General features: G+C 59.5%; 15 protein-coding genes. 9 read left to right on the top strand and 6 right to left on the bottom strand.

Annotation, left to right across the window (positions count from 1 at the left end):
• The first annotated feature begins 8 nt into the window (after positions 1 to 8).
• The 6 genes from dapF (at position 9) to QD336_RS10105 (ending at position 6194) form a co-directional block, all read left to right on the top strand.
• Positions 9 to 908, top strand: a complete 900-nt coding sequence (gene dapF / locus QD336_RS10130) for a diaminopimelate epimerase (RefSeq protein WP_499170499.1) — start codon at positions 9 to 11, stop codon at positions 906 to 908.
• A complete protein-coding gene (gene mtaB / locus QD336_RS10125) occupies positions 905 to 2179 on the top strand; it encodes a tRNA (N(6)-L-threonylcarbamoyladenosine(37)-C(2))-methylthiotransferase MtaB (RefSeq protein ID WP_499170498.1) in 1275 nt (424 codons plus the stop codon). The genes dapF and mtaB overlap by 4 nt, the downstream gene beginning before the upstream one ends.
• Positions 2180 to 2210: 31 nt before the next feature.
• Positions 2211 to 3647 carry a signal recognition particle-docking protein FtsY gene (ftsY, locus tag QD336_RS10120; protein WP_499170497.1) on the top strand — a complete coding sequence of 479 codons (1437 nt, stop codon included), beginning with the start codon at positions 2211 to 2213 and terminating at the stop codon, positions 3645 to 3647.
• Positions 3648 to 3649: 2 nt separating this feature from the next.
• Entirely contained in the window at positions 3650 to 4300 is a 651-nt protein-coding gene (locus QD336_RS10115; RefSeq protein ID WP_269346844.1) for a septation protein A, read from the top strand.
• Complete coding sequence (locus QD336_RS10110) at positions 4297 to 4893, top strand: DUF2585 domain-containing protein (RefSeq protein ID WP_499170495.1); 597 nt, start codon at positions 4297 to 4299, stop codon at positions 4891 to 4893. The genes QD336_RS10115 and QD336_RS10110 overlap by 4 nt, the downstream gene beginning before the upstream one ends.
• A 119-nt stretch (positions 4894 to 5012) precedes the next feature.
• Complete coding sequence (locus tag QD336_RS10105) at positions 5013 to 6194, top strand: GGDEF domain-containing protein (RefSeq protein ID WP_499170494.1); 1182 nt, start codon at positions 5013 to 5015, stop codon at positions 6192 to 6194.
• Positions 6195 to 6211: 17 nt separating this feature from the next.
• On the opposite strand, the gene QD336_RS10100 is transcribed toward QD336_RS10105, so the two are convergent.
• The 5 genes from QD336_RS10100 to ccmA form a co-directional block, all read right to left on the bottom strand.
• The gene (locus tag QD336_RS10100) at positions 6212 to 6811 is read right to left on the bottom strand and encodes a DsbE family thiol:disulfide interchange protein (protein WP_269346850.1); all 600 of its coding nucleotides are present in this window, start codon (positions 6809 to 6811) and stop codon (positions 6212 to 6214) included.
• Complete coding sequence (gene ccmD, locus QD336_RS10095; protein WP_269346852.1) at positions 6808 to 6981, bottom strand: heme exporter protein CcmD; 174 nt, start codon at positions 6979 to 6981, stop codon at positions 6808 to 6810. The genes QD336_RS10100 and ccmD overlap by 4 nt, the downstream gene beginning before the upstream one ends.
• A gap of 4 nt (positions 6982 to 6985) precedes the next feature.
• The gene (locus QD336_RS10090; RefSeq protein WP_499170493.1) at positions 6986 to 7747 is read right to left on the bottom strand and encodes a heme ABC transporter permease; all 762 of its coding nucleotides are present in this window, start codon (positions 7745 to 7747) and stop codon (positions 6986 to 6988) included.
• A 74-nt stretch (positions 7748 to 7821) separates the two neighbouring features.
• A complete protein-coding gene (ccmB, locus tag QD336_RS10085; RefSeq protein ID WP_173987904.1) occupies positions 7822 to 8481 on the bottom strand; it encodes a heme exporter protein CcmB in 660 nt (219 codons plus the stop codon).
• Positions 8482 to 8683: 202 nt separating this feature from the next.
• Entirely contained in the window at positions 8684 to 9325 is a 642-nt protein-coding gene (gene ccmA / locus QD336_RS10080) for a heme ABC exporter ATP-binding protein CcmA (protein ID WP_499170491.1), read from the bottom strand.
• Between the two features lie 269 nt (positions 9326 to 9594).
• On the opposite strand from ccmA, the gene acnA reads away from it, so the two are divergent.
• The 3 genes from acnA to QD336_RS10065 all read left to right on the top strand — a co-directional run bounded on the left by acnA (position 9595) and on the right by QD336_RS10065 (position 14001).
• Positions 9595 to 12288: an aconitate hydratase AcnA gene (gene acnA / locus QD336_RS10075; protein ID WP_499170490.1), complete on the top strand. Its 2694-nt coding sequence runs from the start codon at positions 9595 to 9597 to the stop codon at positions 12286 to 12288.
• A gap of 190 nt (positions 12289 to 12478) precedes the next feature.
• Positions 12479 to 13219 (top strand): DUF1223 domain-containing protein, encoded by a 741-nt coding sequence (locus tag QD336_RS10070; protein ID WP_269346860.1) that lies wholly within the window; start codon positions 12479 to 12481, stop codon positions 13217 to 13219.
• 389 nt (positions 13220 to 13608) lie between these two features.
• Positions 13609 to 14001 carry a DUF2794 domain-containing protein gene (locus QD336_RS10065; RefSeq protein WP_269346862.1) on the top strand — a complete coding sequence of 131 codons (393 nt, stop codon included), beginning with the start codon at positions 13609 to 13611 and terminating at the stop codon, positions 13999 to 14001.
• 118 nt (positions 14002 to 14119) lie between these two features.
• Here QD336_RS10065 and QD336_RS10060 read toward each other — a convergent pair whose 3' ends face one another.
• Entirely contained in the window at positions 14120 to 14857 is a 738-nt protein-coding gene (locus QD336_RS10060; RefSeq protein ID WP_269346863.1) for a Bax inhibitor-1/YccA family protein, read from the bottom strand.
• Positions 14858 to 14979: the final 122 nt, after the last annotated feature.

Below are 14979 nucleotides of genomic sequence, written 5' to 3'. Positions count from 1 at the left end.
TTAAGGCGATGGCGGACACGGTCGAATTTGCGAAGATGAACGGGCTTGGCAACAAGATCCTCGTTGTCGACATGCGCGGCCGCAAGGATATGGTCACGCCAGCGGCTGCAATCGCCCTCAACGCCGATCCCGCCACACAGTTCGACCAGATCATGGCGATCCACGATCCGCGTGTCAGCGGCACGGATGCCTTCATCGATATTCTCAATTGCGATGGCACCAAGGCGCAGGCCTGCGGCAATGGTACGCGCTGCGTTGTGCAGGCGCTATCTTCCGAAACCGGCAAGACCAGCTTCACCTTCCAGACGGTCGCCGGCATTCTGAACGCCGTCGAGCATGAAGACGGCATGATATCGGTCGATATGGGCCTGCCGCGTTTCCGCTGGAGTGACATTCCGCTTTCTGAGGAGTTCCACGACACGAGCCGCATCGAATTGCAGATCGGGCCGATCGACGCACCGATCCTGCATTCGCCCGCCGTCATGTCCATGGGTAACCCGCATGCGATTTTCTGGGTGGATCGCGATCCGATGGAATTCGATCTCGAACGTTTCGGGCCGCTTCTCGAAAATCATCCGATGTTTCCGGAAAAGGCCAATATCACGCTGGCACAGGTCATTTCCGACAGCGCGCTTCGCACCCGCACCTGGGAGCGCGGCGCCGGGCTGACGCTTGCATGCGGTTCCGCCGCCTGTGCGGCGGCCGTTTCCGCCGCTCGCACCGGTCGCACCGGCAGGAAGGTCACCATCGATGTCGCCTCGAGCCCCATCCGCGTGCCGCTGACCATCGACTGGCGTGAGGATAACCACGTCATCATGACCGGCCCGGCCGAATGGGAATGGTCGGGTTCCGTCGATCCCGTTACTGGCGCGTGGTCGCGCGATGCAGTCGAACGGGGGGCCGTATGAGTGGCGTCGAGGTCATAACCTTCGGCTGTCGTCTCAACACCTATGAATCGGAAGTGATGCGGGCGGAGGCCGAAAAGGCGGGGCTCAACAATGCCGTGCTGGTCAATACCTGCGCCGTGACGGGTGAAGCGGTGCGGCAGGCGCGTCAGGCCATACGTCGCGCACGGCGGGACAATCCGCATGCGCGCATCATCGTTACCGGCTGCGCCGCTCAGACCGAAAAGCAGACCTTTGCCGAAATGCCCGAGGTGGATGCGGTGCTGGGCAACGAGGAAAAGCTGAAAAGCGTCTCCTATCGCGCGCTGCCGGATTTTGGCGTCTCGGCGGAAGAAAAACTGCGCGTCAACGATATCATGAGCATCAAGGCGACTGCGCCGCAGATGGTCAAGCATATTGACGGGCATGTGCGCGCCTTCATTCAGGTGCAGAATGGCTGCGATCATCGCTGCACCTTCTGCATCATTCCCTATGGGCGCGGCAATTCGCGCTCCGTGCCGATGGGTGCGGTGGTGGATCAGGCGCGCAGGCTGACGGAAAGCGGTTATCGCGAAATCGTACTGACCGGGGTGGATGCCACGAGTTATGGCGCGGACCTGCCCGGCGAGCCGTCGCTCGGTTACCTCGCCAAGACCTTGCTGAAGCAGGTGCCTGATATTCTCCGCCTGCGGCTTTCCTCGATCGACAGTATCGAGGCCGACCATCATCTGATGGATATGATTGCCGACGAGCCACGTTTCATGCCGCATCTGCATCTCTCTCTTCAGCATGGCGATGACATGATCCTGAAACGCATGAAGCGCCGCCATTCGCGCGCCGATGCCATCCGTTTCTGTCACGAGGTGCGATCGCTGAGACCGGATATCGCCTTCGGTGCGGATATGATCGCCGGGTTTCCGACCGAAACGGAAGAGATGTTCGAAAACGCCGCGACGCTGGCTGAAGAGTGCGGCATTTCCAGCCTGCATGTCTTCCCCTACAGCCCGCGTGCCGGTACGCCGGCGGCGCGCATGCCGCAGCTCGACCGCTCTCTGGTGAAGGAGCGGGCGGGCAGGCTTCGGGCACGCGGTGAGGCGCTGAGACTGGCGCATCTGCAAAACATGGTCGGTTCGGTGCAGACGATCCTGGTCGAAAACAACGGTTTTGCCCATACCGACAATTTCACGCTGGTGGAGACGCCTGATCTCGCCCCGCGCACTCTTGCGCAGGTTGCGATTACCGGCCACAACGGCAAACATCTGAACATGAAGCTTCTGGCGGCGGACGCGGCCTGAGGCGGCTAAGAGAAAAGACACGGGAACAACCATGGCCCTCGGCTTCATCAAAAAAGTCTTTTCGTTCGGCAAGGACAAGGCCGAAACGGAAGAGCGGCCGCAAGAGGATGCCGCACCCGCGCGCGGCAATGAAAACGCCTCCTTCGAAGCCGCGCTGAGCGACGCTGAAGCGCATGACCCTGTCGACAAGGACCCGGTTTCCGAACTGGAAATGGAGACGGCCGGCGGGCCGGCTGCTGACGAGGCCGTCGATGCTGCCCTCGCTGAAGACGACGAGGAAGAGGACGCGCCGCTTCTGCCCGGCGCCGAGCTTTCCGGCGATATGGGTCTCGTGCCCTTATCCTTGCTGCAGGCGGAGGCCGCTGCCGAGGAGCAGGCGGAACCTTTGCAGGAGCCTCTGGATGCCGGGCTCGATGCGGATGCAATGGATGCGCTGCTCGATGAGGCGGAAGCCGCGAGTGCGGCCGAACCCTCTGCCATTCCTCCGGTCCTGCCCAAGGGCTTTTCGTCAGCAAGCGAGCGGCAGGAACCTGCCCCTGCCGCGCCTCAGGTAAAATTGACCTGGTTCCAGCGCCTGCGGGCCGGTCTTGCACGCACATCAACACAGCTGACCACGCAGATTTCAGCGCTCTTCACCAAACGCAAGCTGGATGAGGATACGCTCGACGAGCTGGAAGACCTTCTCATCCAGTCCGATCTTGGCGTCGAAACCGCCATGCGTATCACCGGCGCCCTGTCTTCGGAACGCTACGGCAAGGATGTGAGCGGCGAAGATGTGGCGCGCATCATGGCGGGTGAGATCACCAAGGTTTTGAAACCCGTCGCCAAGCCGCTGGAACTCGATCTTTCGCACAAGCCGCATGTCATCCTCGTCGTCGGCGTGAACGGTACCGGCAAGACGACCACCATCGGCAAGCTTGCCGCCAAGCTCTCCGGCTCCGGCCTCAAGGTCATGCTGGCGGCGGGCGATACGTTCCGCGCGGCGGCAATCGAGCAGCTCAAGATCTGGGCCGATCGCACGGGTTCGGAATTCATCGGCACCAAGCTCGGTGCGGATGCCTCGGGTCTCGCCTACGACGCTTACGAGCAGGCGCGGGCGCAGAAAAGCGACGTGCTGATCATCGATACGGCCGGCCGTCTGCAGAACAAGACGGAATTGATGGCGGAACTGGAAAAGATCGTGCGTGTGCTCGGCAAGCTCGACCCGGATGCGCCGCACACCGTGCTGCAGACGCTGGATGCGACGACGGGACAGAACGCCATGAACCAGGTGGAGATATTCCGCAATGTTGCGGGTGTTTCGGGCCTGATTATGACAAAATTGGATGGCACGGCGCGGGGCGGTATCCTCGTCGCCATCGCTGCCAAACATAAGCTGCCGGTCTATTTCATCGGTGTGGGTGAAGGTGTTGACGATCTGGAGCCCTTCGAGGCGGAAGATTTCGCCAAGGCCATTGCGGGAGTTTGAGTATGGATATTGAAAGCAATTCCAAGGAAAGCGAAAAGATGGTGGCGGAAATCAGCCCGCTGCTGAAGTTCGTGCTCGAGCTTGGCCCGCTGATGGTGTTCTTCTTCGCCAATTCCCGCGGCGAATGGCTGGCTTCCACCTTCCCGGTGCTGACGGAGTTCGGTGGGCCGATCTTCATCGCAACCGGCCTCTTCATGATCGCCACGGCCGTTGCCCTTTCCGTTTCCTGGGTGCTGACGCGCAAGCTGCCGATCATGCCGCTGATTTCCGGCATCGTGGTGTTCGTGTTCGGTGCGCTGACCTTGTGGTTGCAGAACGACACCTTCATCAAGATGAAGCCGACCATCGTCAACACGCTGTTCGGCGTCATCCTGCTCGGCGGCCTGTTCTTCGGGCAATCGCTTTTGGGTTATGTCTTCAATTCGGCCTTCAGGCTGACGGATGAGGGCTGGCGCAAGCTGACGCTGCGCTGGGGCATTTTCTTCCTCTTCCTCGCGGTGCTGAACGAGGTCGTGTGGCGCATGTTCACCACTGATACCTGGGTGGCTTTCAAGGTGTGGGGCACGATGCCGATCACCATTATCTTCACCATGGCGCAGATGCCGCTCGTCATGCGTCATTCGCTGGAACCGCTTAACAAGGACGAAAAATGACAGTTGCGGAGATGCCGACTTCCCGTTCGCGTTCGCTCAAATGGTTCGGCGTGGCCGCCGCGCTGCTTCTCCTGCAAATCATCATTCTTTATGCCATGGGCCGTATTCCCATCTGTGAATGCGGTTATGTGAAGCTGTTCGAGCCGGGCGTGAACACGCCGGGCAATTCCCAGCATCTGGCCGACTGGTATACGCCTTCGCATATCATTCATGGCTTCCTGTTCTACTGGTTCGCCTGGCTGCTGTTCCGCAACAAGCCGCTCTCCATGCGCCTTTCGCTGGCGGTTCTGGTGGAGGCGGCGTGGGAAATCCTCGAAAACTCCCCGCTCATCATTGATCGCTACCGCACCGCGACCATGGCGCTGGGTTACACCGGCGACAGCATCCTGAACTCGGCGATGGATACGGTCTTCATGGTGCTGGGTTTCCTCTTCGCCGCGCGCGTGCCGGTGTGGCTGACGGTCCTGATCGCCATCTTCTTTGAAATCTTCACCGGCTGGCTGATCCGCGATAATCTGACGCTGAATGTGGTGATGCTGGTCTGGCCCGTCGAAGCGATCAAGGAATGGCAGAACGCGCTCCCGCAAATGTGAACGGGTTCGCCGGGATTTTGGCCGGAAAGGTGCTGAAACCGCGCGTTATATGCAGGCTTTCTTAAGGGCATTGCGGTAACGTCCGGCTTCAAAGGCCCGTTTCTTCCTGGCAGATCCCGTTGCAAGATAATTTCGCCTATCTTCTTCCCTTCATCATGCTGACATTCGGCGTGGTGTTCCTGTTCCTGCAGAGGATCGGCCACGCTTCGGCGCGCTATTGGGGTATAGGATATCTTGCGGCGGCTTTTGGTTTCGCGACGCCTCTGGTGCTTGGCGGCCTGCCCTTCGAAGTCCAGGCGATCCTTTCGAACCTGCTGTTCTTCTCCGCCTTCTTTCTGTATGGCCATGCGCTGCTCACCCATTTTGAGCGGCCGCTTTATACCAAGGCGCGGCTGTCGATCGTGGCAGTGGCGGTATTGCTGGTCTCGTTCCATGTTTTCGTCACGCCGGATCTGAAACGCGAACTCGTCATCGGTGATTTCGTCTGTGCCCTGCTGCTTGCCTTTCCGGTCTGGCTCGTGCGCCGGCGGCCCGTCGCGCTGGCTGACAGGCTTATGGTAGCCATCGCTTCGCTTGTGGTGCTGGAAACGCTGGTGCGCATCGGCATGCTGCTGGTGATGACGCCGAACGGCTCGATGATCGAGCTCAGCGAATTCTTCGAGTCGGATTATGCCTTCTACATGCAGCTTGCGGCGAGCATCTTCGGCTTCCTGCTCGCGCTGTCTGTGCTCGCAAGCCAGATTTCCGTCACCGTTGACCGTCACCTGCATGCGGCGGAACATGATCCGTTGACGGACGTGTTGAACCGCCGTGGTTTCGACCGGTGCGTTCCCGATTTTCGCAACGATACGCCGGAAGGCGCGATCATCGCCTGCGACATAGACCACTTCAAGCGCATCAACGATGTTTATGGTCATGCGGCCGGCGATATCGTGCTCATCGGCCTTTCCGACCTTCTCAGGCGAAACGCGCCCGCGAATGCGCTGGTGGCGCGTTTCGGCGGTGAGGAATTCGTGGTCTTCCTGCCCGGGCAGACTGCCGCTGCAGCCGGCCAGCTTGCCAATGGCATGCGCACAGGTCTCTCATTGCTCGATTGGCGCAATCGCGGTGTTATGAGCCAGATCACCGCAAGTTTCGGTGTCTCGGCTGTCGCGAGGGGAGATCATTCCATTCACGATGCCATCAAGCGGGCAGATGACAGCCTTTATGCCGCAAAGCGTGGCGGCCGTGATCAGGTCGTGCTGGAAGGCATACGCCTGCCTGCGGAAGGGCCGGCGCTGAGGGTCGTTACCAAGGGGTAAGGCCTTACGGTATGAGGTTATTTCCCGGCTGCGGCCGTAATGGCGGGCAGCAGGTCACGTTCGACACTGCGGGCATCGAAGGGGCCGACCTTTTTATAAAGGATCGTGCCATCAACGCCGACCAGATAACTTTCGGGAATGCCATAGACACCCCAGTCGATTGCCGCCTTGCCATTCGGATCGACGCCTATCGCGGCAAAGGGATTGCCGAGTTCACCAAGGAAGCGCAGCGCATTGTCCTGCTTGTCCTTGTAGTTGATGCCAACGACGGTGATGCGGCTGTCTTTGGCCAGTTCCTGAAGCAACGGATGTTCCTGTCGACATGGAATGCACCAAGAGGCGAAGACGTTGACCAGCGTCAGCTTGCCCTTGATGGCGGCATCGGTGAGCGCCGGCAGGTTCGAGCCTTCCAGCGGCGGCAGCGACAAGGCGGGCGCCTTGGTGCCGATCAGCGCTGACGGGATGGCGCTGATATCCAGCCCGTTCACATCCTGATCGTAAAGCATCTTGCCGGCGATGAGGGCAAAGCCGCCAAATAGCAGAAGCGGCAGCAGCGCCAGCGCGTAACGGGCGCGGCCCGTCGATTTGGCCTTGGTGTCGTGGTCGGTCTGCGTCATTGCGCATCACCTGCGGAACCGGCTCTCGCCCTGCGGCGCACGCCGGATGCTTCGAGTTCCTTCAGTTCCCGTTTGCGCGCCTGGCCATCCATGACGACCCAGGCGATGAGACAGAGAACGACAAACCCGGTCGCAGCATAGGACATGCCGATATAAAAGGCGTGTGTCATCGCTTCAGCCCTCCCGGTTTGCCATGCGCGCGGCAAGCCGCCGCTGCGCGGCCACGCGCCGGCGCCAGATTTCATTGCGCATGGCAGCGATGTGCAAGGTGAAGAACAGCAGCGTGAAGCCGACAGCCATGGTCAGAAGCGGCCAGAGGAACTCCGTATCGATGGCGGAACCGCCCATGCGGATGACGCTTGCCGGCTGATGCAGCGTATTCCACCACTCGACCGAAAACTTGATGATGGGAATATTCACGAAACCGACGAGGATCAGCACGGCGCTTACGCGGGCGGCTCTGGAAGGATCGTCCATGGCGCGGTTGAGCGCAATCAGCCCGAGATACATCAGGAAAAGCACGAAAACGGAGGTGAGCCGCGCATCCCACACCCACCAGGTTCCCCACATGGGCTTGCCCCAGAGCGAGCCGGTGATGAGCGCTATCAGCGTGAAGGCGGCGCCAATGGGAGCGGCGGCCTTGTGGCTGACATCCGCCAGCGGATGACGCCAGACGAGCGTGCCGATGGCCGAGATCGCCATGACCGAATAACACATCATCGCCAGCCAGGCGGAGGGCACATGCACATACATGATGCGCACGGTATAACCCTGCTGGTAATCACCTTCGGTGGTGAAGGACAGATAAAGACCGGCGGCCAGCACCAGCGCCGTGAGCCCAGCGAGCCAGGGCAGAATGCGCGCCGCCAGCGCCAGAAACCGCGTGGGGTTGGCGAGATCGCTGAATTTGGTGATGGTAAAGGTCTGCTCGTTCATGCCGTTTGTGTAACCCGAGAATGGCCGCCCCGCAATTGATCCCTGTCAATCGGGGATCGTCCATCACGGTTTCGTCAATCCATAACATTGCGCAGCGCCAAAGCGGCAAAGAAAGGGCCGGTCACGGCTGAAAATAACGTGATCGCGCCGAGAATGAGAAATGGCGGCATGAAGGGTGCTGGGTCCTGCACCGCCGCGTAGGAAGCGCTGACGCCGAAGATCAGCACCGGAATGGCGAGCGGCAGGACGAGGATGGAAACGAGAAGCCCGCCGCGCGGCAGGGCAACGGCAACCGCCGCGCCCACCGCGCCGATGAAGGTGATGGCGGGTGAGCCGACGAGAAGCGTAAGCATCACCGCACCGATCGCCACCTCGTCCATGTTCATGAACAGGCCGAGCAAGGGTGATGCCAGCACCAATGGCAGCCCGGTCGTGACCCAGTGCGCCAGGCATTTGACGAAGACGGTCAGCACCAGCGGGGTTTCCTGCATCAGGATCAGATCGAGGGAGCCGTCATCCCGCTCGGCCTGAAACAGCCGGTCGAGGCCGAGAAGCGCGGACAGAAGCGCGCCGATCCAGACGATGGCCGGGCCGATGCGGGCGAGCAGGTTGAGATCGGGGCCGACGCCGAAGGGGATGACGGCAACCACGGTCATGAAGAAGAGCACGCCGATCAGCGCGCCGCCGCCGGCGCGGATGGAGAGTTTGATATCGCGGAGGAAGAGGGCGGTCATTGGGGTTGCTCCGCGTCTGGGGCTTTACCCCCCTCTGCCCTGCCGGGCATCTCCCCCTCAAGGGGGGAGATCGACCCGCGGCAAGGTCTCGTCCATCTCAATGCTGGAGAAAGAAACGGCGGGAGTGCGCCTTGCCTATCTCCCCCCTTGAGGGGGAGATGCCCGGCAGGGCAGAGGGGGGTAAGCCCCGTGTGCAAACCGTTCATGCCCAAGCCTCCACACCCGCAAAACCCGTCATCTGCAATTCCCGCGCCTTCTCCAGCCCCAGGGGCTGATGGGTCGCAGCCAGAACGATCCCACCTTTCCCAAGGTGGCTTTTCACGAGATCGGTAAACATGGCGTCCGCAGCCCTGTCGAGCGCCGCCGTCGGCTCATCGAGAATCCACACCGGTCGCCATGCGATCAAAAGCTTCGCCATGGCAAAACGCCGCTGCTGGCCGGCCGAGAGATAACCGAAGGGCAGGTGGGTGATGCCCGCAAGGCCGACGATCTCCGCCGCCTCGTCGATCGTCGTGCCCGTGCTGCCGGAAAAATCGCAGAGGAAGTCCTTCCAGAAGCGCAGATTTTCCGCGACGGTCAGTTCGGTTTTCATCGCATTGCGATGGCCGAGATAATGGCAGGCCTCCGACGGCCGCATCTCGGCGTCTATTCCTTTGCCGGCTATCTTCACCCGCCCCTGTTCGGGGCGCAGCAGGCCAGCCACCGCGCGCAGCAGCGTGGATTTTCCCGAGCCGTTGCGGCCGGTCAGCACCAGCGCCTCACCGTCGCTTAACTTGAAGGAAATGTTCATGAATATGAAATCTTCGCCGCGTCGCACGCCAAGATTTTCCGCCGTCAAATCCATGCTGCGGTTCCGTTTAAGATTTCGTCGTCTCGATAAAAAAATCGATTAGCTTCGTTGAATGGTCTGGCACGTTTCTCCGAAATTATCTATATGGGTGTCAACCACGCCAGCGGCCGGCGTGAACATCATCTTGCGCCGGACTTGACGATTGCGAGGAGCAATTTTCACGTGCGGACAGCGGAAATGGTCGTACCCGCATCCTGATGTGCATGAGTGCATAGGTGTCCGCACGAACGTGTTGGCTATCAGTGTAAGCGGGGTTTTGATCCATGCCCAAATCACTCGACAGTTTTCAATGTCGTTCCGTCCTTACCGTGGATGGTAAGGAATACGTCTATTTCAGCCTTCCCAAGGCTGAAGCCAATGGCCTGAAGGGCGTTTCCAAGCTGCCCTATTCCATGAAGGTTCTCCTGGAAAATCTGCTGCGTTTCGAGGACGGTCAGTCCGTCACCAAGGAACACATTCTGGCGGTTTCCGAATGGCTGAACAACAAGGGCCTGACCGAAACCGAGATCGCCTACCGCCCCGCCCGCGTTCTCATGCAGGACTTTACCGGTGTTCCCGCCGTGGTCGACCTTGCCGCCATGCGTGACGGCATCAAGGCGCTTGGTGGCGACCCGGAAAAGATCAATCCGCTGGTTCCTGTCGATCTCGTCATTGACCACTCCGTTATCGTTGACGAATTCGGCACGCCGAGCGCCTTTGCCCGTAACGTTGAACTGGAATATGAGCGCAATGGCGAGCGTTACCGCTTCCTGAAGTGGGGCCAGCAGGCGTTCAAGAACTTCCGTGTGGTTCCACCCGGCACCGGCATCTGTCACCAGGTCAACCTCGAATATCTCGGCCAGACCGTCTGGACGAAGGAAGAGGACGGCGAGACGGTCGCTTATCCGGATACCTGCGTCGGCACTGATAGTCACACGACCATGATCAACGGTCTCGGCGTTCTCGGCTGGGGTGTTGGTGGTATCGAGGCTGAGGCAGCCATGCTCGGCCAGCCGGTCTCCATGCTCCTGCCCGAGGTCATCGGTTTCAAGTTGACCGGAAAGGTGAAGGAAGGCGTTACCGCGACCGACCTCGTGCTGACCGTGGTACAGATGCTGCGCAAGAAGGGCGTCGTCTCCAAATTCGTCGAATTCTTCGGCCCGGGCCTCGATTCGATGTCTCTCGCCGACCGTGCGACCATCGGTAACATGGGTCCGGAATATGGCGCGACCTGCGGCTTCTTCCCGGTTGATGGCGAAACCATCAATTACCTCACCATGTCCGGCCGCGCCAAGGACCGTATCGCCCTCGTTGAGGCCTACTCCAAGGCTCAGGACATGTGGCGCACCGGCGATGGTTCCGACCTCGTCTTCACCGACACGCTGGAACTCGATCTCGGCGACGTCGTGTCCTCCATGGCCGGTCCGAAGCGTCCGGAAGGCCGCCTGCCGCTCGAAACCATCGCGCCGAATTTTGCGACGGCTCTCGAAAACGACTACAAGAAGCCCGGCCAGCTTTCGAACCGTTACGCAGTTGAAGGCGAAGCTTTCGATCTTGGCCATGGCGATGTGGCGATTGCCGCCATCACCTCCTGCACCAACACCTCCAACCCCTCGGTTCTCATCGCTGCCGGCCTTCTCGCCCGCAATGCGGTCGCCAAGGGGCTGACGTCCAAGCCATGGGTGAAGACCTCGCTTGCACCGGGATCGCAGGTGGTTGCGGAATATCTCGACAAGTCCGGTCTGCAGAAGGATCTCGATGCGATCGGTTTCAACCTCGTTGGTTTCGGTTGCACCACCTGCATCGGTAACTCCGGTCCGCTGCCACCGGCGATCTCCAAGACGATCAACGACAAGGGCCTGATCACCGCAGGTGTTCTCTCGGGTAACCGCAACTTCGAAGGCCGTATCTCGCCGGATGTTCAGGCGAACTATCTAGCCTCGCCGCCGCTTGTCGTGGCTTACGCGCTTGCCGGCACGGTCCAGAAGGACCTGACGAAGGAGCCGATCGGCAACGACCAGAACGGCAATCCGGTCTATCTCAAGGATATCTGGCCGACTTCGAAGGAAATCCAGGAATTCATCCTGAAATACGTCACCCGCGAGCTTTATGAAACCAAGTATGCCGACGTGTTCAAGGGTGATGCGAACTGGCAGGCCGTTCAGGTTCCGCCGGGCCAGACCTATGCCTGGGACGACCAGTCGACCTATGTTCAGAACCCGCCTTATTTCGTCGGCATGGGCAAGAAGGGCACGGGTCTCAAGAACATCAAGGGTGCGCGCGTCCTTGGTCTCTTCGGCGACAAGATCACCACCGACCATATTTCTCCGGCCGGTTCGATCAAGGCAGCTTCGCCTGCCGGCGCCTACCTGACGGAGCATGGGGTCGGAGTTGCCGACTTCAACCAGTACGGCACGCGTCGTGGCAATCATGAAGTGATGATGCGCGGCACCTTCGCCAATATCCGCATCCGCAATCACATGCTCGGCCCGAACGGTAAGGAAGGTGGCTACACCATCCACTATCCGTCCAAGGAAGAGATGTCGATCTATGACGCCGCCATGAAATACAAGGCGGAAGGCGTTCCGCTCGTCATCTTCGCCGGCGTCGAATATGGCAATGGCTCGTCGCGCGACTGGGCGGCGAAGGGTACCAACCTGCTCGGTGTCAAGGCTGTCATCGCGCAGTCCTTCGAGCGTATCCATCGCTCTAACCTCGTCGGCATGGGTGTCGTTCCCTTCGTCTTCGAAGAAGGTACGACCTGGGCGAGCCTTGATCTCAAGGGTGACGAAATCGTCGAGATCGATGGTCTCGAAGGTGACATCAAGCCGCGTGAAAAGAAGATCGCCAAGATCACCTATAGCGACGGTTCGGTGAAGGAAGTTCCGCTTCTCTGCCGCATCGATACGCTGGATGAGGTGATCTACATGAACAATGGCGGCATTCTGCAGACCGTTCTTCGCGATCTGGCCGCCTAACGCTTCAACAATTGCAGGCGCCGGGAGAAATCCCGGCGTCTTTCCATTTCTTGTTCTCGTTTTTTGTGATTGTCGCTCACCCCTTCGTGACTTTCTATTGAAGGGCAATAGACGTTATTTTCCGGTTTGCATCCCGGCAGGATTGATCGCATCAATTCGTCTGGATCTCTTCCGGACAAAGGTTTTTGTAATGCCGCTGAAATTCCCCCTGTCGATATGTCTTCTCGGCACGTTCCTCGTCACCTCCGCGCAGGCGCAGGAGGCCGTGAAGGGCGTCGTCGAATTGTTCACATCTCAGGGGTGTGCCTCCTGCCCGCCGGCGGATGAGGCCTTGCGCAAGATGATCCAGAAGGGCGATGTCGTCGGTCTCTCCTATCATGTCGATTACTGGAACTATCTCGGCTGGACCGATTCGCTGGCATCGAAGGAAAATACCGAGCGGCAATATGGCTATATGCGCGCACTCGGTCGCAACGGGGTTTATACGCCGCAGGCTATTCTGAACGGCCGCGACCATGTCAAGGGCGCCGATGTCCGTGGTATCTATGACAGGCTGGACGCCTTCAAGCGCGAGGGCAAGGGGCTGAACGTGCCGGTCTCGTCAAAGTTTGCCGGAAATGAGGTGGAGATCGATATCGGTGCCGGCAGCGGCAGGGCGGATGTCGTGGTCGCCTATTTCACCCGTGAACAGACGGTGGATGTGCAGAAGGGCGATAACCAGGGCAAAAAAATATCCTACTGGCACAGCGTTTATGACGTGCAGACCGTCGGCATGTGGGATGGTTCGCCGATGACGGTGAAGCTTCCGGCAAGCGTTGTGGCAAAGGTGAAAAAGGGCGGCTGCGCCGTTCTGTTGCAGAGCGCCAATGCCAGCGGCGATCCGGCGGCTATCGTCGGCGCAAGTATTCTGCTGGGAAGCGAAACGCCATAATCGCCTATTGGCGATTGAAGATCCGGTCCGGGCATTGGGGGCTGGGGGTAAAGGGTCAATGCACCGGACCGGGTCATCTTGGTGCCTAGGCATCAATTGACAATAGGACTATTCCACCCAATTCAGGCCATGGTTTGACCGAAATACGGCAGGGTCCCCTAAAATGGGTGCCTAAATGGTTACCAATTTTTACCTCTGCTTTTACGGAGGCACCTGTCATGCGGCCGTGCTGCCGTCGTTCCGTATCGTCGCGTCCGGTTCTGCCGCTGCCCGAAAGCCCTCAAGCCCTATGGAATGGGTGGCCTGCTCCCGGCAGGGGGCAAGGCTTGCAATTTCGTCGTCTCAGGCTCACATTGATGGGATGATTTGGGTGGATTCGGAGGCATTGGATGACCGATCAACCGGATGTGCAGCAGGTGCAGACCGCTTCACGCGACAGTTCCACCGTTATCGATCTCCGCGAATATAAGAAGAACAAGGACCCTCTGCCGGTCACCTTTCACCGCCGCGAGCTGGATGCGATCCTGCGCATCTATGGCCGCATGGTGGGCGAGGGCGAGTGGCGTGACTACGCCATTGACCATCTGAAGGAGAAGGCGGTGTTTTCCGTCTTCAAGCGCTCGGGTGAGATGCCGCTTTACAGGATCGAGAAGAACCCCAGGCTGGCGGCGAAACAGGGCGCCTATTGCGTGGTGAATGTGGATGGCCGCATCCTCAAGCGCGGTCATGAGTTGCCGCAGGTTCTCAAGGTTTTTGACAAGGTTTTGAAGCTTATCGAGTGAGCTTTGACTGGCTGTAATGTCGATAACGACGGGAACACGCGAAGCGCAAAGGTATTTGCAAACAAAAAAGGCGGCCGATCGGCCGCCTTTTGTGTGTCTGTCACCAGAACTCCCGACCTTAGTCGTCGCGGTTGCCGAGGAACTGCAGAAGGAAGGTGAAGAGGTTGATGAAGTCGAGATAGAGCGTCAGCGCGCCCATGATGGCCTTGCGGCCAGCCACGGCAACATCATCAGCGTCAAAGTACATTTCCTTGATCTTCTGCGTGTCGTAGGCGGTCAAACCTGCGAAGATCAGAACGCCGATCGCAGAGATCGCGAACTGCAGCGCAGACGATGCGAGGAAGATGTTGACGATCGACGCGATGATCAAGCCGAACAGGCCCATGATCAGGAACGAACCGAGGCCCGAGAGATTCTTCTTCGTGGTGTAGCCGTAGAGCGAAAGCGCGCCGAACGAAGCAGCGGTCACAAAGAACGTCTGCACGATGCTCTGGCCGGTATAGACCAGGAAGATCGAGGAGAGCGAAACGCCCATCAGTGCAGCGTAGACCCAGAAGGTCGTCTGCGCAGCGGAAACGCTCATGTTCTGAATACGGAAGCTAAGGAAGAACACCAGTGCCAGCGGTGCGAGCATCACGACCCAGCGCAGCGGCGATGCGAAAAGCAACTGGGCAAAAGCCGGGTTGGAGGCGGCGAGCGTATAGGTGCCGAACGCCGCGACGCCGGTGATGACCAGAGCCAGCGCCATCAGGTTGTAAACCTTGAGCATGTAGGCGCGAAGACCTTCATCGATCATCGCACCAGACTGTGCACGGGTCTGCGCCATGCGGTTCTGGTAGTTATTGAAGTCAGCCATTGTTTCCTCTTTTGAGCTCCGTGATTGCTACGGTGTCGGGATACCTCCCGGGCGCCGCTGCGGAGCTTCAGCAAGCCTGCTCAAGAATATGATGGCAGAACGTGTCCGATACAAGGCCTTTT

The sequence above is a fragment of the Rhizobium sp. BR 250 genome (assembly GCF_047445855.1).
GTDB classification, from domain to species: domain Bacteria; phylum Pseudomonadota; class Alphaproteobacteria; order Rhizobiales; family Rhizobiaceae; genus Agrobacterium; species Agrobacterium tumefaciens_I.
The sequence above is the reverse complement of the archived record's forward strand: the minus strand, read 5'-3'. Positions and strand labels throughout refer to the sequence as shown.

Bases quoted from the DNA above. Each gene is read 5' to 3' on its own strand.
- QD336_RS10070 (WP_269346860.1), top strand. From the start codon at position 12,479: ATGCCGCTGAAATTCCCCCTGTCGATATGTCTTCTCGGCACGTTCCTC.
- QD336_RS10115 (WP_269346844.1), top strand. From the start codon at position 3,650: ATGGATATTGAAAGCAATTCCAAGGAAAGCGAAAAGATGGTGGCGGAA.
- ccmA (WP_499170491.1), bottom strand. From the start codon at position 9,325: ATGGATTTGACGGCGGAAAATCTTGGCGTGCGACGCGGCGAAGATTTC.
- ccmD (WP_269346852.1), bottom strand. From the start codon at position 6,981: ATGACACACGCCTTTTATATCGGCATGTCCTATGCTGCGACCGGGTTT.
- QD336_RS10060 (WP_269346863.1), bottom strand. From the start codon at position 14,857: ATGGCTGACTTCAATAACTACCAGAACCGCATGGCGCAGACCCGTGCA.
- dapF (WP_499170499.1), top strand. From the start codon at position 9: ATGGCGGACACGGTCGAATTTGCGAAGATGAACGGGCTTGGCAACAAG.
- mtaB (WP_499170498.1), top strand. From the start codon at position 905: ATGAGTGGCGTCGAGGTCATAACCTTCGGCTGTCGTCTCAACACCTAT.
- ccmB (WP_173987904.1), bottom strand. From the start codon at position 8,481: ATGACCGCCCTCTTCCTCCGCGATATCAAACTCTCCATCCGCGCCGGC.
- ftsY (WP_499170497.1), top strand. From the start codon at position 2,211: ATGGCCCTCGGCTTCATCAAAAAAGTCTTTTCGTTCGGCAAGGACAAG.
- QD336_RS10100 (WP_269346850.1), bottom strand. From the start codon at position 6,811: ATGACGCAGACCGACCACGACACCAAGGCCAAATCGACGGGCCGCGCC.
- QD336_RS10065 (WP_269346862.1), top strand. From the start codon at position 13,609: ATGACCGATCAACCGGATGTGCAGCAGGTGCAGACCGCTTCACGCGAC.
- QD336_RS10090 (WP_499170493.1), bottom strand. From the start codon at position 7,747: ATGAACGAGCAGACCTTTACCATCACCAAATTCAGCGATCTCGCCAAC.
- acnA (WP_499170490.1), top strand. From the start codon at position 9,595: ATGCCCAAATCACTCGACAGTTTTCAATGTCGTTCCGTCCTTACCGTG.
- QD336_RS10110 (WP_499170495.1), top strand. From the start codon at position 4,297: ATGACAGTTGCGGAGATGCCGACTTCCCGTTCGCGTTCGCTCAAATGG.